Annotated in this window: 21 protein-coding genes, 2 tRNA genes and 1 pseudogene; 15 read left to right on the forward strand and 9 right to left on the reverse strand. The window is 65.5% G+C overall.

The window, feature by feature from the left end:
* Nucleotides 1-151: 151 nt before the first annotated feature.
* The 4 genes from BRC58_06105 to BRC58_06120 form a co-directional block, all read right to left on the reverse strand.
* Entirely contained in the window at nucleotides 152-1,123 is a 972-nt protein-coding gene (locus BRC58_06105; protein PSP17464.1) for a bifunctional riboflavin kinase/FAD synthetase, read from the reverse strand.
* Between the two features lie 27 nt (nucleotides 1,124-1,150).
* Nucleotides 1,151-1,954: an oxidoreductase gene (locus BRC58_06110; protein ID PSP17465.1), complete on the reverse strand. Its 804-nt coding sequence runs from the start codon at nucleotides 1,952-1,954 to the stop codon at nucleotides 1,151-1,153.
* A gap of 15 nt (nucleotides 1,955-1,969) precedes the next feature.
* The gene (locus BRC58_06115; GenBank protein PSP17466.1) at nucleotides 1,970-3,673 is read right to left on the reverse strand and encodes a lysophospholipase; all 1,704 of its coding nucleotides are present in this window, start codon (nucleotides 3,671-3,673) and stop codon (nucleotides 1,970-1,972) included.
* A 50-nt stretch (nucleotides 3,674-3,723) separates the two neighbouring features.
* Nucleotides 3,724-3,796, reverse strand: a tRNA-Arg gene (locus tag BRC58_06120).
* Between the two features lie 143 nt (nucleotides 3,797-3,939).
* Between BRC58_06120 and BRC58_06125 the strand changes: the two genes are divergently transcribed.
* The 9 genes from BRC58_06125 (at nucleotide 3,940) to BRC58_06165 (ending at nucleotide 10,739) form a co-directional block, all read left to right on the forward strand.
* Entirely contained in the window at nucleotides 3,940-4,629 is a 690-nt protein-coding gene (locus tag BRC58_06125; protein ID PSP17467.1) for a transposase, read from the forward strand.
* 51 nt (nucleotides 4,630-4,680) lie between these two features.
* Nucleotides 4,681-5,016: a divalent-cation tolerance protein CutA gene (locus tag BRC58_06130; GenBank protein ID PSP17484.1), complete on the forward strand. Its 336-nt coding sequence runs from the start codon at nucleotides 4,681-4,683 to the stop codon at nucleotides 5,014-5,016.
* Nucleotides 5,017-5,102: 86 nt separating this feature from the next.
* Nucleotides 5,103-5,717 (forward strand): phosphohydrolase, encoded by a 615-nt coding sequence (locus BRC58_06135; protein ID PSP17468.1) that lies wholly within the window; start codon nucleotides 5,103-5,105, stop codon nucleotides 5,715-5,717.
* Between the two features lie 13 nt (nucleotides 5,718-5,730).
* The gene (rsfS, locus tag BRC58_06140; GenBank protein PSP17469.1) at nucleotides 5,731-6,192 is read left to right on the forward strand and encodes a ribosome silencing factor; all 462 of its coding nucleotides are present in this window, start codon (nucleotides 5,731-5,733) and stop codon (nucleotides 6,190-6,192) included.
* A 14-nt stretch (nucleotides 6,193-6,206) separates the two neighbouring features.
* Nucleotides 6,207-6,719, forward strand: coding sequence for a DUF1230 domain-containing protein (locus BRC58_06145; GenBank protein PSP17470.1), 513 nt, complete (start codon nucleotides 6,207-6,209; stop codon nucleotides 6,717-6,719).
* A 14-nt stretch (nucleotides 6,720-6,733) separates the two neighbouring features.
* Nucleotides 6,734-7,699: an asparaginase gene (locus tag BRC58_06150; GenBank protein PSP17471.1), complete on the forward strand. Its 966-nt coding sequence runs from the start codon at nucleotides 6,734-6,736 to the stop codon at nucleotides 7,697-7,699.
* 55 nt (nucleotides 7,700-7,754) lie between these two features.
* Nucleotides 7,755-7,828: transfer RNA gene (locus BRC58_06155), tRNA-Met, on the forward strand.
* Nucleotides 7,829-7,928: 100 nt separating this feature from the next.
* On the forward strand, nucleotides 7,929-9,371 hold the full coding sequence (locus BRC58_06160) for a hypothetical protein (protein PSP17472.1): 1,443 nt from the start codon (nucleotides 7,929-7,931) through the stop codon (nucleotides 9,369-9,371).
* Nucleotides 9,372-9,377: 6 nt separating this feature from the next.
* Nucleotides 9,378-10,739: a GTPase gene (locus BRC58_06165; protein PSP17473.1), complete on the forward strand. Its 1,362-nt coding sequence runs from the start codon at nucleotides 9,378-9,380 to the stop codon at nucleotides 10,737-10,739.
* A gap of 5 nt (nucleotides 10,740-10,744) precedes the next feature.
* Here BRC58_06165 and BRC58_06170 read toward each other — a convergent pair whose 3' ends face one another.
* On the reverse strand, nucleotides 10,745-12,271 hold the full coding sequence (locus BRC58_06170) for a site-2 protease family protein (GenBank protein PSP17474.1): 1,527 nt from the start codon (nucleotides 12,269-12,271) through the stop codon (nucleotides 10,745-10,747).
* 165 nt (nucleotides 12,272-12,436) lie between these two features.
* Here BRC58_06170 and BRC58_06175 point away from each other — a divergent pair.
* Nucleotides 12,437-14,152, forward strand: a pseudogene (locus BRC58_06175) (hypothetical protein).
* Between the two features lie 103 nt (nucleotides 14,153-14,255).
* Here BRC58_06175 and BRC58_06180 read toward each other — a convergent pair.
* Nucleotides 14,256-15,095, reverse strand: a complete 840-nt coding sequence (locus BRC58_06180; protein PSP17475.1) for a hypothetical protein — start codon at nucleotides 15,093-15,095, stop codon at nucleotides 14,256-14,258.
* A gap of 84 nt (nucleotides 15,096-15,179) precedes the next feature.
* Between BRC58_06180 and BRC58_06185 the strand changes: the two genes are divergently transcribed.
* A complete protein-coding gene (locus tag BRC58_06185; protein PSP17476.1) occupies nucleotides 15,180-15,815 on the forward strand; it encodes an imidazole glycerol phosphate synthase subunit HisH in 636 nt (211 codons plus the stop codon).
* Here BRC58_06185 and BRC58_06190 read toward each other — a convergent pair.
* The 3 genes from BRC58_06190 to rplU form a co-directional block, all read right to left on the reverse strand.
* The gene (locus BRC58_06190) at nucleotides 15,800-16,288 is read right to left on the reverse strand and encodes a GNAT family N-acetyltransferase (GenBank protein PSP17477.1); all 489 of its coding nucleotides are present in this window, start codon (nucleotides 16,286-16,288) and stop codon (nucleotides 15,800-15,802) included. The genes BRC58_06185 and BRC58_06190 overlap by 16 nt on opposite strands.
* Nucleotides 16,289-16,411: 123 nt before the next feature.
* Nucleotides 16,412-16,672, reverse strand: a complete 261-nt coding sequence (locus BRC58_06195; GenBank protein PSP17478.1) for a 50S ribosomal protein L27 — start codon at nucleotides 16,670-16,672, stop codon at nucleotides 16,412-16,414.
* A gap of 27 nt (nucleotides 16,673-16,699) precedes the next feature.
* Nucleotides 16,700-17,116, reverse strand: a complete 417-nt coding sequence (rplU, locus tag BRC58_06200; GenBank protein PSP17479.1) for a 50S ribosomal protein L21 — start codon at nucleotides 17,114-17,116, stop codon at nucleotides 16,700-16,702.
* Between the two features lie 281 nt (nucleotides 17,117-17,397).
* Between rplU and BRC58_06205 the strand changes: the two genes are divergently transcribed.
* The 4 genes from BRC58_06205 (at nucleotide 17,398) to BRC58_06220 (ending at nucleotide 22,694) form a co-directional block, all read left to right on the forward strand.
* Complete coding sequence (locus BRC58_06205) at nucleotides 17,398-17,592, forward strand: hypothetical protein (GenBank protein PSP17480.1); 195 nt, start codon at nucleotides 17,398-17,400, stop codon at nucleotides 17,590-17,592.
* A 69-nt stretch (nucleotides 17,593-17,661) separates the two neighbouring features.
* Nucleotides 17,662-20,658, forward strand: coding sequence for a phosphoenolpyruvate carboxylase (locus BRC58_06210; GenBank protein PSP17481.1), 2,997 nt, complete (start codon nucleotides 17,662-17,664; stop codon nucleotides 20,656-20,658).
* 2 nt (nucleotides 20,659-20,660) lie between these two features.
* Nucleotides 20,661-21,086 (forward strand): hypothetical protein, encoded by a 426-nt coding sequence (locus BRC58_06215; protein PSP17482.1) that lies wholly within the window; start codon nucleotides 20,661-20,663, stop codon nucleotides 21,084-21,086.
* Nucleotides 21,087-21,110: 24 nt separating this feature from the next.
* On the forward strand, nucleotides 21,111-22,694 hold the full coding sequence (locus BRC58_06220; GenBank protein PSP17483.1) for a DUF1957 domain-containing protein: 1,584 nt from the start codon (nucleotides 21,111-21,113) through the stop codon (nucleotides 22,692-22,694).
* Nucleotides 22,695-23,039 lie beyond the last annotated feature (345 nt).

Here is a 23,039-nt window from a genome sequence, read left to right on the forward strand (position 1 = left end):
CGCGGCGAGTAAAGTGAGGGCCGAGCTGCGCCAGTAAGGCCTGCCACTGCTTGCCCCAGCTTGATACGGTTATGGCGTCCATTGATTCTCTGGTAGGCGACCCCTCGATTGCCCGCCACTGACATTATAGAGCCAATCCGCTACTGTAGTATTAGGCCGGGTGCGCTGCACGCGCGCGGCTTTTGGCAGCTTCGCAATCGGCTGCAATCTGGGCCTTGAGCGCCTCTAGCGAGTCGAACGAGCGCTCGGGCCGCAGGAAGGCAGCCAGCTTGGCGGTCAGGGTCCGGCCGTAGAGCTCGCCGCGCCACTCGAGCAGGTGAACCTCGACGGTGGGGGCAGTACCGCTGACGGTGGGGCGCTCGCCAACATTCATGACCCCATCGCGCGGGGCGTCCTCGGGCAGATCGGCGCCGCTCAGGCGCACGTAGTAGACGCCGTAGCGCGGCAGGACTTTATCGGCCGGAACCGCCAGATTGGCGGTGGGAAACCCGATGCTGCGGCCGCGCTGCTCCCCCGCTACGACCGGTCCCGTTAGGTGGTAGGGGTAGCCCAGCAGCCGATGGGCCTGCTCGAGCTCGCCAGCGGCCAGCGCCCGCCGGATGCGAGAGCTACTGATGCGCTCGCTGCCGGTGGCGGCAAGCGAGGCAATGCTGACGGTGACGCCAGCACGCTCGGCGATCGCTTGCAGCTGGGTAGCAGTGCCGCTGCGGTTGCGGCCAAAGCGGAAGTTCTCGCCTACGCCAATTTGGGTCGCCTGCAGCTGTGACAGCAAAATCTGCTCGACGAACTGCTGCGGGCTGAGCGCTGCCAGCTCCGCACCGAACGGCAGCAGCACTAGCTGCTCGATTCCCAGCTGCTCCAGCATGGCAACCTGCTCGGCCAGCGGCGTCAGCAGCGGAATTGGCCGGCCGCTAAAAAAGGCTTGCGGGTGGGGCTCGAACGAGACGACCGTGGCGTAGGGACGGCTGGCGCCCGGTTGGGGCTCGCAGCAGTTGTCTGGAGCCGCGCGCGCGCTCGTAATGGGGTGCAGCACTTGCTGGTGCCCGCGATGGAGCCCGTCAAAATTGCCGAGCGCGATCACGGTCGGCGTCCGGACCGAAGCAGTCGAGCGTGCGATCCACACAGTTCGCCCTCCGAGGGACGATCGGCATCAGCGCGAGGGCTCGCGTTGCAACAGCCATTGCGCCAGCCCAGGGGCCCAGCGGTAGAGGGCGGCCGCCAGCGCGCCCGATCCCACCACCGTCTCGGGCCGGCGATCGCGAACCGCCTGCCAGATGGCGCGTGCGACCGCATCGGGATCGCTGGCCATGGGGGAGTTCAGCGCGCTATCGGTCTGCTGGCGCTGGCACTCGATGGCCTGGCCATCCTGGCCGCGGAAGGCGGCCCGCTCCCGAAAGGCGCTGCGCGTCACGCTGGGATGGACGCTGCAGACCCGAATCCCCTGGGGCTCTAGCTCCAGGCGCAGGGCTTCGGTTAGCCCGGTGACGGCGTACTTGCTAGCGGTATAGGCGGCCATGTTGGGCAGCGGCATTTTGCCGCCAATGGAGCCGACATTGACCAGGGTGCCGCTACCGCGCTCCAGCCAGTGCGGCAGCAATGCCTGGATGGTGTGGAGGTAGCCCCAGAAATTGGTATCGAACAGCTGCTGCCAGTCTTGGTAGCTGGTGCTGGCTGCGGGGCCCATCAGGCAGGTGCCGGCGTTGTTGACCAACACATCCACCTGGCCGGCATGGGCCAGGGCCCGCTCGATTAGAGCGCCCGCGGCCTCGCGATCGCGGATGTCGGTGGGGACGGCCAGAGCGCTGCCGCCCTGCTGGCGAATTTGGGCTGCCAGGGCCTCCAGCCGCTCGGGTTGCCTTGCGGCCAGTACGATCCCATATCCGTGGCGCGCAAAGCGCAGGGCCGTGGCCCGACCGATGCCTTGAGAGGCTCCGGTAATCAGGACAGTTGCCACAGCGAAGCTGGCTCCTTAAGTGCGACTGCCCTTTTTGGCGGCTCGCTTTTGGCGTTTTTTGTCGGCTTTAGCGCGTTTTTGAGCCGCTTCGGCCGCCTGACGCTGGTGTTCGCGCTCTTCCTCCAGCTTGGTGAGGTAGTAGTCGTAGCCGCCCTGGTAGTCGATCAGCTCGCCATCGCGGATTTCGACAATGCGGTTGGCGACCTGGGAGATGAGGTAGCGGTCGTGGGAGACGATGGCGATGGTGCCCTCGTACTGCTGGAGCGCGCTCTCGAGGCGCTCTTTGGCGGGGATGTCGAGGTGGTTGGTGGGCTCGTCTAGCAGCAGCAGGTTGGTAGGCTGCAGCAGCACCTTGGCCAGCGCGACCCGCGCCTTCTCGCCGCCGCTGAGCGCTTCGATGCGCCTAAAGGCCGAGTCGCCGCTAAACAGAAACTGGCCCAGCAGCGAGCGCACGTCCTGGTCGTTCCAATCCGGGACTTCGTCGTGGATGGTGGCTTTGATGGTTTTGTGCGGCTCGAGCGCCTCGGCCTGGTTCTGCTCGAAATACGCCGGGTAGACATTGTAATCGCCCAGTTTGGCCGTGCCGGCATCGGGCTGCTCGAAGCCCATCAGCAGGCGCAGCAGCGTGGATTTGCCCGCGCCGTTGGGCCCCAAAAACGCTGCCCGATCGCCGCGCTCGATACGCAAGTTGGCCCCAGCAAACAGGGGCCGCTCGCCGTAGCTGTAGTGCAGGTCCTCGATCAGGGCCACTTCGCGGCCGCTGCGCGGTGAGGGCGGAAACGCAAAGCGCGGCTGCTTGCGCTCGGCAACCGGGGCAGCCACCCGCTCCATTTTCTGTAGCTGCTTCTCGCGGCTTTTGGCCTGCGAGCTGCGGGCGGCGCTGGCACGAAATTTTTCGATGAAGGCTTGCTGGCGGGCAAGCTCCTGCTGCTGGCGCTCGTAAGCCGCCTGCTGGGCCGCTTGCGCTTGGGCTTTTTGTTCTAGGTAGGCCGAGTAGTTGCCCAGATAGGTCGTCGAGACGCCGCGCTCGGTCTCGACGATGTGGGTGCAGAGGCGATCGAGAAACGTGCGGTCGTGGGAGACAACGACCATGGGGATCTTGAGCGCCTGCAGGTAGGCCTCCAGCCATTCGATGGTCTCGAGGTCCAAGTGGTTGGTGGGCTCATCCAGCAGCAGAATGTCGGGGTCTTGCAGCAGAATCTTGCCCAAGCTCATTCGCATCTGCCAGCCGCCGCTAAAGGCCCCCACGCGGTGATCGCCATCGGCCGCCTCAAAGCCCAACTCCGGCAAGATTTTGTCGATTCGGGCCTCGAGGCTGTAGCCGCCGAGCGACTCGAACTCCCGCTGCAGCCCATCCATTTTTTGGATGGCGGCATCGAGCTGCTCGGGGTCGGCGCTCGCCATCTCGGCTTGCACCTGCGCCAGGGCCTGCTGAGCGCGGTTGGCCTGCCCAAAAACCGTCCAGAGCTCTTGCTTGACCGTGCGCTCGGGATCGACTTCGAATTCTTGGGTCAGGTAGGCCGCGCGCGTATCGCTGGCGCAAACAACCCGGCCCTCGGTGGGCTCAATCTCGCCGGCGATGATGCCCAGTTGGGTGGATTTGCCCGAGCCGTTGATGCCCACCAGCCCCACGCGATCGCCGGGCTTGACTTCCCAGCTCACATCCCGCAGGACCGGATTGTTGGGATAAACTTTGCTGATGTTTTCCAGTTGCAGCATGCCGCTCGCTCGAGCGCGAATGGGGGCGCCATTGCGAAATCGCCAATAACCGGGTGCGGGAGGATTCGAACCTCCGACAAACGGATTAGAAGTCCGCTACTCTATCCCCTGAGTTACGCACCCGCAAGCGCCGCTAAAAGCGGTCGCATTGTAGCGGGCACCCAGGCAATGCGGCAATGGCGGTGCTCGGGGAGGCCGCGCGGTGCCGCCAGCCGCTAAGATGCAACCGGCAGTAACGCGATCAGGCGAGTCGCTCCCGCACGGCCATGAGCTCCCAAAAACTCTCGGATGCCGACAAGCAAGCAATCCTGGAGCAGTACCGCCAGCACAACGAGACGACCTCGACGCTGGCCAAGCGCTATGGCGTAAGCAACTCCACCATCAGCCGCTTGCTCAAAACCCACCTCTCCCGCGAGGAGTACCACACCCTCATCCGGCGCAAGCGCCGGGGTGGCGAGGCCGAGGCGGCTGAGGCCAGCGACAGTGCCGATAGTGATGATGCTGACCCCTACGCGGCCCTCTCGGAACTGGTGGGGGAAGACTTTGCCGCCTGGGACGATAGCGAGGACGACTTCGACGAGGAAAGCGGCAGCGAGGCGGAAGCGAGTTCTGCCAGCGAGGAGGTTGAGGAAGGGGACGTTCGCATCCGCGAGCTCTCTGAGGCCAACTTTCCCCAAACGTGCTATTTGGTCATCGATCGACGCTCGGGCGATCCCATCGCGCTGCCGCTGCGGGAGTTTAGCGAGCTGGGTAAGCTCCCGCCCCTGGAGCGCGATCACCCGACACTGCCTGTTTTTGACAGCCACAAAGTGGCGCGCCGCTTCTCCAAAAAGACCCAGCGCACCATCCAGGTGCCCGACAGCCAGCTCTTTTTCAAAGTGCGCTCGCAACTGGCAGCCAAAGGGATCGCGCGGCTGCTGCTCAACGGCCAGGTCTACGCGCTCTCATCGGGCTGAGCGCGCAGGTTTGGTAGCCTGCCGGTGGGGAAACAGCTGGAGGGCTCGGTCATGACAGCAAGCGAGGCACGCTACGGCGTGGTCATGGTGACAGCGGCCTCGCAAGCCGAAGGCGAGGCGATCGCGTCGGCGCTGGTCCAGCAGCAGCTAGCTGCCTGTGTCAGCCTGTCCCAGGTGAGCTCGATCTACACCTGGCAGGGCGAGGTCAACAACGAGCCCGAGTGGCAGCTGACCATCAAAACCGATCTGAACCAGTTCTCGCACCTAGAAGCCCGCATCCGGGAGCTGCACTCCTACGAGGTCCCCGAGATTATCGCGCTGCCCATTGTGGCGGGGTTGCAACCCTATCTGGACTGGATCGGCGAGACGGTGGCCCAGCAAGCCTGAGGGCAGCCGTTGCCGCTGGGGAGCGGCAGCGCTCGATCTAAAATAAAGGGCAACCCGCTTGGCGAGGATGTCGCGCGAGCGAGCGAATGGCCGTGACGCCCGAGTTCCGCGATCGCGTCCTAGCCTGGCTGGCCGATAACGTGCCAGCCAAGCGGCTGCAGCACATCCAAGGGGTGGAGCAGTACGCGCTGGCGCTGGCCCGGCAGCACGGCTTGGATGCCGCCCAGGCTCAAGCGGCGGGCTTGATGCACGATCTGGCCAAGTACTTCCCGCCGGATCGGCTGCTGCAGATGGCCGAGGCGGAAGGCTTGACCATCGACCCCATCTGCCGGCGCCATCCGCACTTGCTTCATGCTGATGCCAGCGCCATTGTGGCCCGCGATCGCTTCGGCGTGCGCGATGGGCAAGTGCTTGAGGCCATTCGCAACCACACACTGGGCCGCCCGCAGATGGATGCGCTCAGCTGCGTCGTGTTCGTCGCCGATGCCCTAGAGCCCAATCGCGGCCAGAGCGCGGAGCTAAAAGCGATGCGCGCAACGTGCCAGCAGGATCTGATCCGGGGCGTGCGCCAGAGCTGCGACTACAGCATCCGGCAGCTGCTGCAAGCCGGACGCCCCATCCACCCGCAAACGGTGGCCGCGCGCAATTGGGCGCTCGAGTGCTCGCGCCAACAGCCTCGCGAGGCGGTTGCAACGCCCTAGGCCAAGGAGGGCCATGCCATCAGCCGTTCCTAGCGACGATCCCCAAAAGGGGGCTGCCCCCAGCAGCGAGCGCGCGCACGCTTCGCCCCAGCCAGGAAGTGAAGGGGCCGGTCTCGAGGCCAGCGAGCGGCTTGCCTGGACCATCGCCCGCGCCGCCGATGAAGCCAAAGCCAGCGACATCGTGCTGCTGCGCGTCAACGAAGTCTGCTACCTGGCCGATTACTTTGTCCTCGGCAGCGGTAGCTCCAAAACGCAGGTGCGGGCCATATCCGATGCCATCCAGGCGCGGGTGGCCTCGCAGCTCGCCCAGCAGCCCGTGCGGCTGGAAGGCGAATCCGAGCGCAGCTGGATCGTGCAGGACTACGGCGACGCGATCGCCCACATTTTGCTCCCGCAGGAACGGGATTTTTACAATATAGAAGCCTTCTGGGGCCATGCCGAGCGCATCGATTTTGTCCCCGGCGTTGGGGGCTAGGCCAGGCCCGATCCATGCCAGAGCCCTTTGCCGCTTCTGCCTGTCCCGTTCCGGAGCAGCAGCAGCCGCTAAATGAATACGAGCGCCTCAAGGCGGCCTGGCTGTTTCGCTGGGCGACCTTCAGTCGCATCCGGTACGCGCGCAAGCTGTTAGGAAGCGCCTGCTGCGGCACTTTGCTGGCTAGCCCGCTGGTGGCAGCTAGCTTTCCGCCCGCAACGGCCCCCGGCCAGTTCCTGCTGGGGAGTGCTGCCGGGGGCGAAGTCTTGGTTCTGCTGCTGGTAGTGCGGCTGTATCTGAGCTGGTCCTACGTACGCACCCGCCTGAGCAAGGCGCGCGTCCCGTACGAAGAAACGGGCTGGTATGACGGCCAAACCTGGCAGAAGCCGCCCGAGACAGTCGCGCGCGATCGCTTGGTCGTTACCTACCAAATCGCGCCCATCCTGTCGCGCCTGCAAGCCACCTTTGCTATTCTGGCGCTACTGTTGGGCGCCGGGACGCTTGCGTGGCTGCTCTCATTCGGCGATTGAGCGGGAGGCAGCGCATGCCAAACAGCACGAATAAAGCCAAGCGTGTGCAATCGCCGCCGCTAGAGGTGCGGCTGTTGCGGGAGGGAATCGGCGAGTCGGCGCACCGCGTCCAGGCCACAGTTTGCGACGACCGAGGGCGCCTGCTGTCGCTGGCAGGCAACGCCGACGCCAGCACCTTCGCCCGCTCGACGCTCAAACCCTTTCAGGCGCTGTCGTTGCTCGCCACTGACGCGCTGGATTCCTACTGCCTGGGCGATCGCGACTTGGCGATCGCCTGCGCCTCCCACAACGGGGCGATCGCCCAGGCGCGCCAAGCCTTCAACATCCTCTGGCGCGCCGACATCGACCCCAGCGAGCTGCAATGCTCGACGCCACCGGGCAAGCAGAGTCCGCTCCAGCACAATTGTTCGGGCAAGCACGCCGCCATGCTGGCAGCCTGCCAGTACTGTGGCTGGCCGCTGGGCACCTACCTGCGCCCGCAGAGCAACGTCCAGCAATTCATATTGCGCAAAGTCGCCGAGCTGCTGCGCTTGCCGGCGGCCGAGCTGCTGGGGGTCCGCGACGATTGCGGCGTACCCACCTACTGCCTGCAGCTGTCGCAGCTCGCCACCCTGTATGCCCACCTATCCGCCGGCGACAACCTCTACCTGGAGCGCATGGCGCGTGCCATGGTGCACCACCCCGATGCGATCGCGGGCGAGGGGGAATTCGATACCGAGCTCATGCGGCTGAGCGGTGGCGAGCTAGTCAGCAAAGCTGGGGCCGAGGGCGTGCAGTGCGTCGGCCGCTTGGGCGAAGGCATGGGGCTGGCCGTCAAGGCAACCGATGGGGCCAAGCGAGCCAAGACGGCAGCGACCGTTCACCTGCTCAAGCAAATGGGCTGGCTCAGCCCCGATGCGGCCGAGGCGCTGGCAGAACGCTTCCAGTTGCTGGGCGAGCACAAGCGCCTGGAGGTCGCAGGCGAGCTGTCCCTGCTCTAGCCACCAGCCGTTAGTTGTAACTGCGGTCACTTTCGACTAAAATGGGGGATTGCGCTGCGGGATAGAGCAGCCTGGTAGCTCGTCGGGCTCATAACCCGAAGGTCGGTGGTTCAAATCCACCTCCCGCTACTTTGAGTGCCCCCCACCAGTCCTGCCCGCCTGAAGGTGGGCAGGACTTTTGCCATACCAGGCAGGGTAGGATGGGCTGCAACCGCGTCTTGCTCCCGCCATGGTCGCCATACGCAGCAAACCCTTTTTGGTGGGCGGCATCGGCCTCTCGGTCGTTGCCTGGTTGGGCGCGAGCTGGCAGGGGCTGCTCGTGCCGGATGGCTGGAGCTTGCTGGCCCCAGTCGCGCTCGGGGCGGGCGCTTGGTGGTGGCGCCGCCATCAGGCCCCATCGCAACCGGCTGCCCCCCAGCCAGAACGGCCGGGGCGAGAGCAAGCCGAGCGCGCCATCGCCACCGCTCAGGCAACGCTGTCGCAGCTAGAGGCCGAGGCCGAAGCCCCCCAGACAGCCGCAGCGCAGCAGGCCCTAGAGCGCTTGAGCGATGAGCTGACGCGCACGCAGCTGCGCGTCGCCGTCACTGGCGGCAAGCGAGCCGGCAAAACCTGTTTGGTGCAGGCCCTGGCCGACTGCCATTTCCCGGCGTGCCCGCCGCTGCAATGGGTGGAGACGGCGCCGCTGCTAGGGGATGCCGCCAGCGAGGCGGCCGCTTGGGAGCGCGCGATCGCCTGCGATGCGGTCGTATTCGCCACCGACGGGGACCTGTCGGCCTCGGCGTGGGTACAGCTGCGGCAGCTGCGTGCGGCGCAACTGCCAGTGCTGCTGGCACTCACCAAGCGCGATCGCTGCGCGCCCGAGGCGCGAGCGCAGCTCGTGCAGCATTTGAGCCAGCAGGGCCGCGAGCTGGTGGCCGAGGGCAGCATTGTCACGGTTGCGGCTGCCCCAGAGCCCATCCAAATCCGGCGCTACCGGGCGGATGGGTCGCTGCAGCAGGATTGGGAGCAGCCAGCGGCCGAGGTGGTTGAGCTGCGTGATCGCCTGGCGCAGCTGCTGGGCCAGCAGGGCCAGCAGCTGGTGTGGGCAACGGTGGCGCGCTCGGCCCAGCGCCTGCAAAGCGAGCTCAAGCCCCAACTGGATGCGAGCCGGTGCGCGCGGGCGCTGCCGGTGGTGGAACGGTACCAATGGCTGGCCGCCGCTACGGCCTTTGCCAATCCGGTGGCGGCGCTGGATGTGATGGCCTCAGCCGCCATTAGCGCGCAGGCGATCGCCGATTTGGGCGCGATCTACCGGCAACCCTTTTCTGCATCGCAGGCCAAGGTGGCAGCGGCCGAGATCGGCAAGCTCTTGGTGAGCTTGGGCTTGGTCGAGCTCTCGACCCAGGCCGTTGGCAGCCTGCTCAAAGGCCACGCGGCAACTTATGCTGCCGGCGGGCTGGTGCAGGGGGTCAGCGCCGCTTACTTGATGCGCCTGGTCGGGCTGAGCCTGATTGACTACTTCCAGAGCCAACCCATCGATTGCCAGGCCCGCAATCCGCTGGATCTCGAGGCGCTGGGTCGCCAGCTGCAGCGCACGTTCCGGCAAACGCAGCGCGGAAGCGCTTTGAGCGCGTTCGTCCGCCAAACGGCGACCTACCTATTGCCCCGCGCGATCACGCCGCAGTCCGAGTAAGCTGCCATGGCCGAGTTGCGCGAGAGCCGGCCCGCCCAAGAAGCTCACATCCAACGCGCGCGCGCCAGCTTGCAGCGGCTCCTGTCGCGCTACGCGCGCCTGCGCCGCCAAAGCGATGCGCCTCCCGAACTGCAAGCCACTGCCGATGAAGAGCTGCGCTCGCTGCAATCGGCCTCGGACAAGCTAGAAGGCCGGGTGGTGCGGCTGGCGGCGTTCGGGGTGGTCGGCCGCGGCAAGTCGGCCCTGATCAATGCCTTGCTGGGGCGGGCGGTCTTTGAGACGGGCCCGCTACACGGCGTTACCCGCTGGCCGCGCTCGGTCCGCTGGACGCCGCCCAGCGGGAAAGTCCAGCTCGAGTTGGTCGATACGCCTGGACTGGATGAGATCGAGGGGCAACAGCGGGCGCAAATGGCGCTGGAGGTGGCGTGGGACTCGGACCTGATCCTGTTTGTGACGGCTGAGGACCTGACGCGCACCGAATACCAAGCCCTGAACGAGCTGCGCCAAGCCCAGAAGCCGCTGCTGCTGGTGCTGAACAAAGCCGACCTCTACCCCAATGCTGATCGCAGCACCCTCTACCGGCAGCTGCAGCAGCTGGGCAGCGGGCGCGAGGGCCAGCGCTTGCAGCGCGTGCTGACCGAGCGCGAGATCGTCACGGCTGCTGCCGATCCGGCACCCGTGCCGGTGCGCGTCGAACGTTCCGATGGGACCACCACCTACGAGTGGGAGGCCCCGCCGCCGCAAATTGGCGAGCTGCAGCAAACCATCCTGCAGGTGCTCAACCGCGAGGGCCGCTCGCTGCTAGCGCTCAACGCCCTGTTTCGCGCCCAGGGTGCCGAGGCGCGGATTGCCGAGACAAGCGTGCGCTCGCGCCAGCGCGAAGCTGAGGCGCGGATCTGGACCTACGCCAAATACAAAGCGCTGGCCGTGGCGCTCAACCCCATTGCCGGGGTGGATGTGGTGGGGGCAACGGCAGCTGACTTGGCGCTCATCCGCACCCTGGCGCGCCTGTACGAGCTCCCCATGACCCGCCACGAAGCCGGGCAGCTCTGGCGGCGCATTTTGGGCAGCTCGGGGGGGGTACTGGCCGGCGAGCTGGGCGGCAGCGTCCTGCTGGGAATGGGCAAAAGCGGGACTTGGGCGGTGCCTGGCGGAGTGGCCGCCTACGGCAGCGCCGCGATCGCCCAAGCTGGCATTGCAGCTTACGGCACCTACGCCGTGGGGCGCGCCGCCCAGCGCTATTTGGCCCAAGGCGGCAGTTGGGGCCCGCTGGGGCCCAGCACGGTCATCCGCGAGATCCTTGATCGCGTCGATGCCGATGCCATCGTCTATCGGCTGCGACAGGAGCTAGGGCGGCAGCTGGGCTAGACCGGCTAGACGCCAATGCCCAAGCGGCCGGCCAGACTGGGACTGAGCGGGATCAGAGTGGCCAGCATCAAAAACAGTGCCAGCAGCCCCAGGGCCGCCCGGGCATCGTCGGGCTCGGTGATTTCGTTGAGGCTAGGACGCTCGGGGTTGCGCTGCAAAAACAGGATCAAAATCGCCCAGTAGAGCGGAATGGGATTGCTGGGGTTGATGAGCGCCACAATGCCCAGCACTACTAGCGTGGCGACTGTGGCGCGGCGCGCCGTCTTGCGGCCGTAGATGGCCTGGACGACGCGACCGCCATCGAGCTGGCCCGCCGGCATCAAATTCAGGGCCGTCACGACCAAGCCCAGCCAGCCGATCGCCACCAGCGGGTGGATGTCCACCACGCTCTGCTTCAGCGCCGAGCCTAATACCACCTTGGCCAGCGAGCCCACTAGAATGGAGCCCTGGAAAAACTCGGTAGGGACCTGAAACAGGCTGCCCGACTGCGACAGCCCCAGACCGGCCAGCAGCAGCAGCAGCGAGAGGATGCCGCCTGCCGCCGGGCCGGCCAGCGCAATGTCAAACAGGGCCGCGCGCGTGGGCAACAGCGACTCGAACCGCGCGAGCGCCCCAAACGATCCGATCTGGGCGCTGGGGATAAAAAACGGCACCCCCATGCGCAGGCTGTAGCGCCGCGCCAGGAAGCGATGGCCCAGTTCGTGGGCGCCCAGGATGGCCCAAAACCCCAAAGCAATGGGCAGGGGTTGGGCCCAGCGCTCGGGATGGGTAAAAAAGTCAAACCCGAGCAGGCGGCTGAAGGCTTCCAAACTCGTGGCCAACGACGCGACCAGCAGTACCAGGGCCAGGACCTTCTGCGGCGTTGTGGCCGGTTGGGGCTCGCGATCGCTGGGCAGGACGATGGCCACGGGCTTGCCCTCGGGGCTCTCAACCAAAAACAGCCGGTAGCGATCGCCGAACTGCGCTGCCAGTTTGTCCGCCAGCTCGGCGCGGACGGCCTCCGGATCGCCGCGCAAGTTGCCCTTGAAGATCGCGCCTTCGCGGTAGGGGACCGTCTCGGTGGCGTAGAAGGTGTTGATGCCGAAAATGCCGCGAATGGTTTCGAGGTCGGTTTCAGGGATGGGCGAGCCCTCGGTTGAGGATTGCGCCGGTTGGCCCGAGGCCGACTCGGCGGCCGACTCCTGGGCGGTCTCGCCGCCCTCGACCTCGCTCGAGTCCTGCTGTTGCAACCGTTGCGAGGCGCGCTCGCGCAGGATGGCCTCCTGGCCGGCCGCGCGCAAGCGCCGGCCCAAATAGATGTAGATCGCTGTCGCGGCCACCAACAGCATCAGCACGCCCACAATGTTGATGTAGATCCCCACCGACAGCAGCGCGAAAAACAGCAGCCAGGGGGCCATCAGCACCACCGACTGCAGCCAGGACAGGATACCGATGCGACCGTAGGGCCGGGCGCGAAAAAAGCCCCACGTCAAAAAGCCTATTGCCGCTAGCACCAGCAAGGCGGTCGCGATGCCGGGAGAACGTTCCAACATGGCGGCCTCGAATCGAGCTGCAGCGCCAGATCGGGGCGCGGCAGGATGGAGTTGAGCGCAAACCCTCGCCCCGGCGGCGGGCGGTAGGCAAGCGCCTGCCATTGTACCGCGCCCGCCGGTATCGGCCCGAGCAGGCTGCCCTGTTGCCGCTATTGGAGCTGCCCGATGACCTTTGCCATGCCCTCCCGCACGCGCGCCCAAGAATCCCGAGCCGCGATCGAGCGCATCTACGTCATCATGCGCCACCTGCTCATCCGCGGCCATTACCGGCCGGCCAGCGGTTCCGGTCTGGCCCTCAAGCAGGCGCTGATTACCCTCAGCCCCGAAATTTACGGCTCCATCGGCGATCCCGAAAAAGTCGAGCTCAACGGGCTGGCTTACGTCATCGAGCGCTTGCCGTGCGGAATCGCCGCGTGCCGCTTTGTCAAGCTCGTGGCGGCTGAAGGCTACAGCCAATCGGGCTTTGAAACCATCGTGCCGGCCAAGCGCCGGCGCAACTGCTATCGGCTCGACGAGGAGACCATGCTGATCGAGATCGCGCGCGGGCGCAGCGAGATCTACGATTTGCTAACGCATTTGACCTTTATGTACCTCGAGGCTGACAAGATCAAAGCGCATGCGCTTGATGAAAACCACCAGCCGCGGCGCGAGTGGCTCAAGCTGGAAGAAATCGTCACTGGGAGCAGCGCCCAGGAACCGGCCTCAGTCGCCGATGAGACCGAGCTCAAAGAGCGCGCCTTCTCCTATGTCAGCACGCTGGTGGGGCGCACCTTTGAAGAAACCGGACAGGCCTACCGCCGCTTCGCCCAGGGCGGATCGCGCCACAACGGGCTGTTCCCCATCGTCTACTGGCTGGGGCGCATCGCCATGGCCGAGGAGCAACAGCAGCAAGAGCGCCAAGTCACCTTTAGCCCCACGCTGCGCGAGCGCATCGGCCACCACATCCACGGCGAGCGGTGGGCACACGACATCCAGGCGTTTCTGAGAGAAGCCGGGCTGTGGGAGCGACCGCTCCACCTCATTAGCGCCAATTTGCACAGCATCCGCAACTGCCTGTACGCGTGGGCGGCGCTGCAGCAGAAACTGGGTGCCGAGCAGACGATCGAGGATCTGGCGCGCGAGCTGAGCCTGCCCGAGAACGAGCATCTCAATCAGGAGGTGCGCGCGTTCGCGCGCGAGCGCGGCATGGACGAACTCACCGATCGCGCCGAGACCAACGTTCAGGTGCAGGTATTCGATACGGCCCAGCTCGAGCCGGCTTGGCTGCCGCCCGAGCTGCGCCTGAGTGCGCCAGGGGGGGAGCGCGATCGCCCGGTGCTGCTGGTGATGGACTATGCCTTTGGCGAGCAATCCTTTGAGCTGGTGGACGAGCTGCTCAAGCCCTACAAAGGCAATGGGAGGGCCGAGCCGCTCAACCTCAAATCAATTTCGGTCATGGGCAAAGCGGGGACCCTCGTCGGCGACAAAGGCGACTTGATGCTGCCAACCGCGCACGTGTTTGAAGGCAGCGCCGATAACTATCCGCTCCAGAACGACTTCACGCCGGAGGACTTTGCCGGCGAGGGGTTGCCTGTGCACCGAGGCACCTTTGTCACCGTGCTGGGGACCTCGCTGCAAAACGCCGACATTCTGGATTATTTCAAAAGCTCGTCTTGGAACGCGATTGGCCTGGAAATGGAGGGAGCGCACTTGCAGAAAGCCATCCAGGCGGCCTCGCAAGTGCGCCAGAGCATCGACCGCAACGTTACCTTGCGCTATGCCTACTATGCCTCCGACAACCCGCTGGTGACCGGTAGCACGCTCGCTTCGGGGAGCTTGGGCCAAATTGGCGTCAAGCCGACTTATTTGATCGCGCGCAAAATTCTGGAGCGCATTCTGGGCGGGGCAGCCACCGACACCGGTGCTGCCACCCCCTCAGGCGATGGCGCGGCAGCCACCTCCGACTGGGCCGCTCCCTCGCTGCGCTCCTCAAGCTAGAGCGTTCTCATTTTTGATGGAAGGCGATCGCGCCGGCCTGAGCCTGCCAGTAGGCATTGGCCGGTGGCGCCCGTCGGCGCTCGCACGGGTAAACCTTGTAAGCGCTCGCGGCCGCGCTGGCGGCGCGCACCACAGCCCCATCGGGATCGGCGAGTGCGGCTTGCAGTGACGGAATGACCTCAGCCGTGGGGATTCGCCCTAGCGCGCGGATGGCACTGCGGCGGACGGTTGGGTTGGGGTCGCGGGCCAACGCTTGCAACAGCGCGATCGCCTGCCGCACGAGCGGCGTCACTTTGCGCTCGGCGCTCAGCAGCTCCAGCGCGCGGGCCAGTCCCTCGCGCACGCCAGGCTCCGGGTGGTAGCGGTACCGGCTGGCTTGCGGGATGCGGGCCGCGTTGCCCGATTGCCCCCAAGCCAGCAGTTGCTCCCGCAGCGAAGGAGCGGCGGGGCGTTCCGGGGCTGGCGAAGCAGCCGGCGGGGCCTGCTCGCGCAGCTGCCGTTGGGCAGCCTCGAGTTGGGATTGCAGGTGTTGGCTGCGCTCGAGCTGACCTCGATACTGCCGCTCCCGTACCTGCAGCGAGGCTTGCAAGCGCTGGGCCTCGGCTTGCTGCTGTTGATACTGAGCCTGCAGCGCTTGGGTGGCTTCGCGCACGCGCGCCTCGTTGGCCTGGTTCAGCCGCTCGATCTCGTTTTGATGGGCCTGGATGAGCTGCTGCCGCCGCTGCGCGAACCGCCGCTGCATGAGCGCGGCCGTAACGGCACCGCCGGCGGCGCCCCCTAGCAGCAGCATTAGCCAGTTGGCCACGGGAATCGCGCTCCTGTTGCGCCCGCTTGCTTCGGGGTCCATCCTAAAACGGGACTGCCTTAAACGGGACTGCCTTGGCGCGGCCGCGATCGCCTACAGTGGAAAGCAACGCGCGCCGGGATACCGATGGCAAACGTGGCAGTCGTGGACTACGGCATGGGCAACCTGCACTCGGCCCGCAAGGGGCTGGAGCGGGCCGGTCTGACCCCCGAGGTAACGGATTCGGGGGCTGCCATTGAAGCAGCCGATGCCGTTGTCCTGCCGGGGGTGGGCTCGTTCGACCCGGCCGTGCGCGCGCTGCGATCGCAAGGCTTGGTAGCGCCCATCGAGCGGGTCATTGCCGCCGGCACCCCTTTTTTAGGCATCTGCCTGGGCATGCAGGTACTGTTTGAAGGTTCCGAGGAAGGCAGCGAGCCCGGTTTGGGCTTGGTGGCCGGCACGGTGCGCCGCTTTCGGCGCGAGCCGGGCCTGGCCATTCCGCACATGGGCTGGAACGAGCTGCAGTTGGCGCAACCCCACCATGCCCTGTGGCAAGGCCTGCCCGAGCGGCCCAGCGTTTATTTCGTTCACTCTTACTACGCCGTACCCCGCGACGCCAGCACGCAAGCGGCCACCACCCAGCACGGCTCGCAAACGGTAACGGCCGCGATCGCCCGAGCCAACCTGATGGCGCTACAGTTCCATCCAGAGAAGTCATCCGGCATCGGCCTGCAAATTCTGGCCAACTTCGCAAGCGGCGTTCGGGCTCAGGTCGCGGCGTAGGGGGTCGCGATGGCTTCGTTGGCCGCCGCCTGCGCGCCATCGCTTCTTGAGGCGGCGTACAGCACCATCGTTGTGGTGGGATTGCGCTGGAAGCCCAGGCGCTCGTAAAAGTCTTGCTGGTAGGTAGTCATCAAATAAACTTTCTCCACCCGCTGCAGGCGCGGATGGCGCAGCAGCACCTCGACCAGCTCGCGACCGATGCCCAGTCCGCGGTACTCGGCGCGCACGACCACATCCCACAGCGTGGCCCGATAGATGCCATCGGAGGTGGTGCGGGCAAAGCCGATCAGCTGCCCCCCGTTCCAAACGCCGACAACGGGGTGGCTGTTGGCAACCGCAATCTCTAGATCCCCAATGCTGCGGTCTTGGGCCCAAAACGCGCTGTCCTGCAATAGGGATTGCAGCTGATGCAGATCGAGAGCAGCTTTATCGCTGCCCTCGTAGGTACAAAATGCAATCTGGCGGCGTTCCATGGCTGCTCCGCCTGCGGCTCGGGCCGCGTTCGCTGGTACTGGCGATCTTAGTCGAGCGAGCGACTGAGCCGGGCGGCCCCCGCTGCTCGGGGACCGTCGCTAGGGGCGATGGGTTGCCCCTGCCTAAACCTCAGCAGGTTGAATCTCGATTTTTTTGCGGCGCTTATCCATCCGGCGGAAGGTGACGACGCCATCTTTGAGGGCAAAGAGGGTGTCGTCGCCGCCGCGGCCGACATTGCTGCCGGGATGGAACTTGGTACCGCGCTGGCGTACCAGGATGTTGCCTGCCCGGACGGCTTCGCCGCCCAAGCGCTTGACGCCCAAGCGCTTGGCGTTCGAATCCCGACCGTTGCGCGTGCTGCCAGTTCCCTTTTTATGCGCCATGGTTGCTGCTCCTTGCGCTTGGCGTTGCTATGACGAGGCGGCCTCCGCTGCCGCCGCTTCTGCCGAACTAGCAGTAGGGGCTGCCTGGTCGGATTGGTCCTCGCTGGCTGCCGAGGCCAGCACCGACCCATTGTGGCGGATGGCCCCCACCCAAAAACGCGTCGTCTCCTGCCGATGGCCGTGCTTGCGGTGGTAGTTCTTCTTGGGCTTCATTTTATAAACAACCACCTTGCGCCCGCGAAAGTGCTGCATGACGTGGCCCTCGACGCTCGCCTCGGCAACGTAGGGCTGGCCGACGGTGGTTTCGCCGTCGTGGTTGACCAGCAGCACGCGATCGAGGGTGTAGGGTTGCCCGGCTTCGACCGGTAGTAGTTCAATGTCGTAGAAGTAACCGGGCTCGACGCACAATTGCTTGCCGCCGGTTTCGACGATGGCGTAAGTCATGGAATCGCTCTTGGCAAACGGCCGTACAGGTAGCAACCAAGTCCCCTTAATGGGGGCCATTGCTTTATCGATGCCTTGACCCAATCCGAGCCGGACGAGCAGACGCAACCTACTATTATCCGCAAACGAGGCAGGACTGTAAACCGACCGATCCCGACAACGGCCTCACCACTAACCCGCTTGCCTTTGCAAAATCGTTACATTTTTCGCCCGGCGCGCGCGCGCCCCATGCAGTAAGCGATACTGAAGGCGTTGCAATCCCACTGCCGCCCCGAACTCGCATGCTCGATCGCGTCTCGCCAGCCGACTGGCTGATTGGAGCAACCACCCCGGCGTTCCTCGCCGGCCTGATGGCCGCCCGGGGGCTGCAGCAAGCACTGCTTGCGGCTAGCGACGCCAGCCAAGAGCTGCTGCGCGGCGAACGCTTGCCCGTGCAATCCGAGCTGGTGACCGAGCGCGACGACCGCCAGGGCTAAGCCAATGCGCTCGGCAGTCAGTACAATCGCTGGTTGCAGCTGCTCTCGCCCGCCTAGCGCCTATCTTTTATGAGTGCCTTGCGCCCGTCACTGCGGCAGGCCGATAGCCAGGCTTTCTCGGATAGCTTTCTCCAGCGGCGCCTGGCGCTGGTCGAGCGGCTTTGGGAGTCCGTGCTGCACTCGGAGTGCGGGCAAGAGCTGCTCGATTTGCTCGAGCAGCTGCGCGCGATGCGATCGCCGGAGGGGCAAGCGACCGAGCTTCCCGAATCGGCCGAGACCATCGAGCAGCTCGATCTGACCTCGGCCATCCGTGCGGCCCGGGCCTTTGCGCTCTACTTCCAGCTCATCAATATCGTCGAGCAGCACTACGAACAGCGCCACCAAAAGCGCTCGCGCCGTGCTGCACCGCGGATGTCGGGTGAGGACAGCGCCACCGACGGCAACGGCCCTGCCGGCGAGGCCGAAGCAAGCGCCACTGGCAACCGCAAGCAAGAAGCCGGCACCTTTGACTGGCTGTTTCCCTACCTCAAGCGCGCCAACGTGCCGCCCCAGCGGCTGCAGCGGTTGCTCGATCAGCTCGATATCCGGCTGGTGTTTACAGCCCATCCCACCGAAATCGTGCGCCAGACCATCCGCCAAAAGCAGCGGCGGATCTCGGGGCTGTTGCAGCAGCTGGATCGGGCCGAGGCTAACCTGACGGCCCTGGGGAGCAATGCCACAGAAGAGGCCGATGCCGCTACCGAGCAGCTCACCGAAGAAATCCGCCTGTGGTGGCGTACGGATGAGCTGCATCAGTTCAAGCCCGCGGTCTTGGATGAGGTGGACTACGCGCTCCACTACTTCCAAGAAGTGCTGTTCGATGCCATTCCCGAGCTCTCGGCGCGCCTGCGGCGGGCGCTTCAGGCTTCGTTTCCGCAGCTGCGCCCGCCGCCCAACCAGTTCTGCCGCTTCGGGTCGTGGGTGGGGGCCGATCGCGATGGCAATCCGGCCGTTACCCCATCCGTCACCTGGGAAACGGCCTGCTACCAGCGGGAGTTGGTGCTGGAGAAATACATTCGCTCGGTGCAGGAGCTGCGCACGCTGTTGAGCGTGTCGCTGCAGTGGAGCGAGGTTTTCCCCGAGCTGCTGGACTCGCTAGAACAGGACCGCATTCAGCTGCCGTCGGTTTACGAGCAGCTAGCCGTGCGCTATCGGCAAGAACCCTATCGGCTCAAGCTGGCCTACATCCAAAAGCGCCTGGAAAATACCCGTGATCGCAACCGGGCCTTATCGCGCGAGACCGAGCGCTCGAGCGCCCCACCCGATGCCTCGGCCGCCTATGCCTCGGGCGAGCAGTTTCTAGCCGAGCTGCAGCTCATCCAGCGCAACCTGGCCGAGACGGGCCTGCGCTGCCGGGACCTGGAGCGCTTGGTCGCCCAGACCGAAATTTACGGGTTCAACCTGGCCGAGCTGGACATGCGCCAAGAATCGGCGCGCCATGCTGAGGCGATCAGCGAGGTGGCCCAGTACCTGCAAGTGTTGCCCCGCCCCTACCCGGAGCTCACCGAGGCCGAGCGGACGCAGTGGCTGGTGGCCGAACTGCAAACGCGCCGCCCGCTCATCCCGGCCGAGATGCCGTTTTCGGAAGCGACCTGCGAGACGATCGAGACGTTTCGCTTGCTACGGCGGCTGCAGCGCGAGTTCGGCATTGCCATCTGCCGCACCTACATCATCAGCATGACGCGGGCCGCCAGCGACATCCTGGAGGTGCTGCTGCTGGCCAAAGAGGCGGGCCTCTACGACCCGGCCACAGGGGCCAGCAGCCTGCAAGTGGTGCCGCTGTTCGAGACGGTGGGCGACCTGCAAGGGGCCCCCCAGGTCATGCAGTCACTGTTCGAGCTGCCGCTCTATCGGGCCTGCCTGGCGGGCGGATACGCGCAGCAACAGGCGAGCGCGCACGAGGCGGTCAACACGCTGGCGCCCAACCTGCAAGAGGTCATGCTGGGCTACTCCGATAGCAACAAGGACTCGGGGTTCCTCAGCAGTAACTGGGAAATTCACAAAACCCAAAAGGCCCTGCAGCAGTTGGCCGAGGGTTACGGCATTGCCCTGCGCATCTTCCACGGCCGAGGCGGCTCGGTAGGGCGCGGGGGCGGACCGGCCTACGAAGCCATCCTGGCCCAGCCCAGTGGGACCATCAACGGTCGCATTAAAATCACCGAGCAAGGGGAGGTGCTGGCCTCCAAGTATTCGCTCTCCGATCTGGCGCTCTATCACCTGGAGACGGCCTCAACGGCCGTCATTCAGGCGAGCTTGCTGGGCAGCGGCTTTGATGACATTTCTGACTGGAACCAGGTCATGGAAGATCTGGCAGCGCGATCGCGCCGCCAGTACCGCGCCCTGATCTCCGAAGATCCCGACTTTTTGGACTTTTTCCACGCCGTTACCCCCATCCAGGAAATCGGCCAGCTCCAGATCAGCTCCCGCCCGGCGCGGCGCCAAAGCGGCCAGGAGGATCTGGGCAGCCTGCGAGCCATCCCCTGGGTCTTTAGTTGGACGCAAGCACGCTTTCTGCTGCCGGCCTGGTACGGCGTTGGCACGGCACTGGACGGGTTCATCGCCCAAGCCCCCGAGGCCCGCGAGCGGCTGCTGCGCGATTTCTACAGCAAGTGGCCGTTTTTCAAAATGGCCATCTCTAAAGTGGAGATGACCCTGGCCAAAGTGGACCTGCAAATCGCGCGGCACTACATGCAAGAGCTGGCCCCACAGGCCGATCGCGAGCGCTTCGAGCGCGTGTTTGAGCGCATCGCCAGCGAGTACCACCTCACCCGGGACTGGGTGCTGCGCATTAGCGGCCACCAGCAGCTGCTGGACGACAACCCGGGGCTACAGCGCTCGGTACAGTTGCGCAATGGCACGATCGTGCCGCTGGGCTTTTTGCAGGTTTCGCTCCTGAAGCGATTGCGGCAGTACAACGATCGCGCGGCGGCGGGCACCATCAACTTTCGCTATAGCAAGGAAGAGCTGTTGCGCGGGGCCATCTTGACTATCAACGGCATTGCGGCCGGCATGCGCAATACGGGCTAGGCATGGCGCGGGCAAGGGGGCTCAAACGCGTTCTGGCGGGCGCGGCAACCCTCGCGGCCGCGGCTGGGGTGGGCGCCCTAGTCGGCGGGGGGCTTGCTCGGGCAGTGGATGCCGAGCGGGGGCAACTGGGCCGCTGGGTGGGCGGTGCCAGCGCGGTTGCGCTCGTTGCGGCTGGCGGGTACGCCCGCCACCGGTTCCAGCGGGCAGGCCCCGATAGCGAGGAATCGGTGCTGACGCCCCAGCAGCGGGAAGCGTTGCGCCGCTATCTGTTCGCGAGCGCCGCGCAATCGTTGCTGGAGCAAGCAGGTAGCCGCCACGCCCCAGCCCTAACGCCCGAGCGCGCCCGCACCCTACTGGCCTCGCTGGGCTGGTCCGAGCGCGACATCCAGCGCCTCGGGCGCGAGCTATGGGGCCGCCCGCCTCGCTAGCAGCCGCTAGGCCGCCTCCACGCTATGCGCCAGGGCTACCTCGCGCTCGTTCTGCACGCCCACTTGCCCTTCATCCGCCATCCGCCCGGGGATGGAGCCCTGGAGCAGCAGTGGCTGTTCCAGGCCATGACCGAGAGCTACATCCCGCTGCTGCGGGTCCTGGAGGGACTGGCCCAAGATGGCATCGACTTCCAGCTCACCCTGGGGCTGAGCCCCACCCTGGTGGCCATGCTGCGGGACCCGTTCCTGCAGCAGCGCTATGAGGCCTACTTGACGCGCTCGATTGAGCTTGCTGCCCGCGAGAGCCGGCACGGCGATCGCGACGCGCATCGCCGCTCGCTGGCGGCGCACTACGCGCGCGAGTTCCGCTGCATTCGCGCCACCTGGGAGAGCCACAACCGCGATCTGGTTGCTGCCTTTCGCCAGCTAGCTGCTGCCGACTACCTCGACATCATCACCTGTGCCGCTACCCACGGCTACTTGCCGCTGCTGCGCGCGCACCCTGAGGCCGTGCGCGCCCAAATCGCGGTTGCCTGCCAGCATCACTGGCAGCATTTCGGCCAGCGGCCCAGCGGCATCTGGTTGCCCGAGTGCGGCTACTACGAAGGCCTGGAGCGCGTCCTGGCCCAGGCGGGATTGCGCTATTTCATTACCGAGGCGCACGGTCTCCGCCACGCGCGCCCGCAGCCTCCTGCGGGCATTGCCGCCCCCGTCTTGACCCCTGCTGGGATCGCCGCCTTTGGACGGGATCCCCAAGCGGCGGCGCAAGTCTGGTCCGCTCAAGAGGGCTACCCCGGTGATCCGGCCTACCGCGAGTTCTACAAAGATTGGGGCTGGGAAGCGCCCGAGCGCGACATTGCCCCTTACTTACTACCGGATGGCAGCCGCCAACCGCTGGGCCTCAAGTACCACCGCATCACCGGCCGCGGCGTCGATCTGGGGGCCAAAGCGCGCTACGATCCCGACCGGGCGCAGGCTCGGGCTGCCGAGCACGCTCGGCACTTTGTCGGCCAGCGCGCGCGGCAACTGCGGCAGTGGCACTGCTCCAGCCCTCATCCCCCCTTGGTGGTCGCCCCCTACGACGCCGAGCTGTTCGGCCACTGGTGGTACGAAGGGCCGCAGTTTCTGGATGGCGTCTTGCGCGCGTGCCACCGCCACGCTGGTGGCTGCCGCCCCATTCACTTGCACGATTACCTGCGCGCGCACCCCACCCATCCGGTTGCCCAACCGGCCCAATCGAGCTGGGGCGAGCGGGGCTTTCACGCCCGCTGGCTCGATGGCAGCAATGCCTGGCTGCATCGGCACTTGCACGCGGCTGCCGAGCGCGCGATCACGCTGGCGCAGCACGAGCCGGCCGATGAGCTAGCGCAGCGGGCCCACAATCAGGCTGCGCGGGAGTTACTGCTGGCTCAAGCTTCCGATTGGGCCTTCATCCTGCGTGCTGGCACCGTAACGACCTACGCCGAGCGGCGCGCGCGATCGCACCTGCAGCGGTTCCACAAACTGGCGCGCGACCTTCAAACCGAGCGCGTTGAAAAAGACTGGCTGGCCCACCTCGAAGCGCTGGACAATCTGTTCCCCCAGCTCGACTACCGGATCTACCGCTAGGCAGCCGCTCCACGCGGCCTACTCAGGCATTGCTACCCCTAGGTCGCTGGGAGGCACCTCTAATACCAATTTGAGCAGCGGATGCACGCTTCCCAAAGAAAATAACCCCCATATTGAGGGAATTTCGGAGATCAGAATCTAGTGCACAAGCCACGAGAATTGGTATGACCCTGTCCATGAGTAGGGGACCTCTATTTATTAACTAGATACCAGTTCGAGAGACAAAAAAACGCTACCTCTCGGTAACTCGATTGATGGTCAAGTATTGGATTAAACTACAATTTGGCGGTCTTAAACTGGTATGACATATTACTCATGGACAGGGTCAGGCATTGGCTGTATATT

This window comes from Cyanobacteria bacterium QS_8_64_29 (assembly GCA_003022125.1).
In the GTDB taxonomy this organism is placed as follows: Bacteria; Cyanobacteriota; Cyanobacteriia; order Cyanobacteriales; family Rubidibacteraceae; genus QS-8-64-29.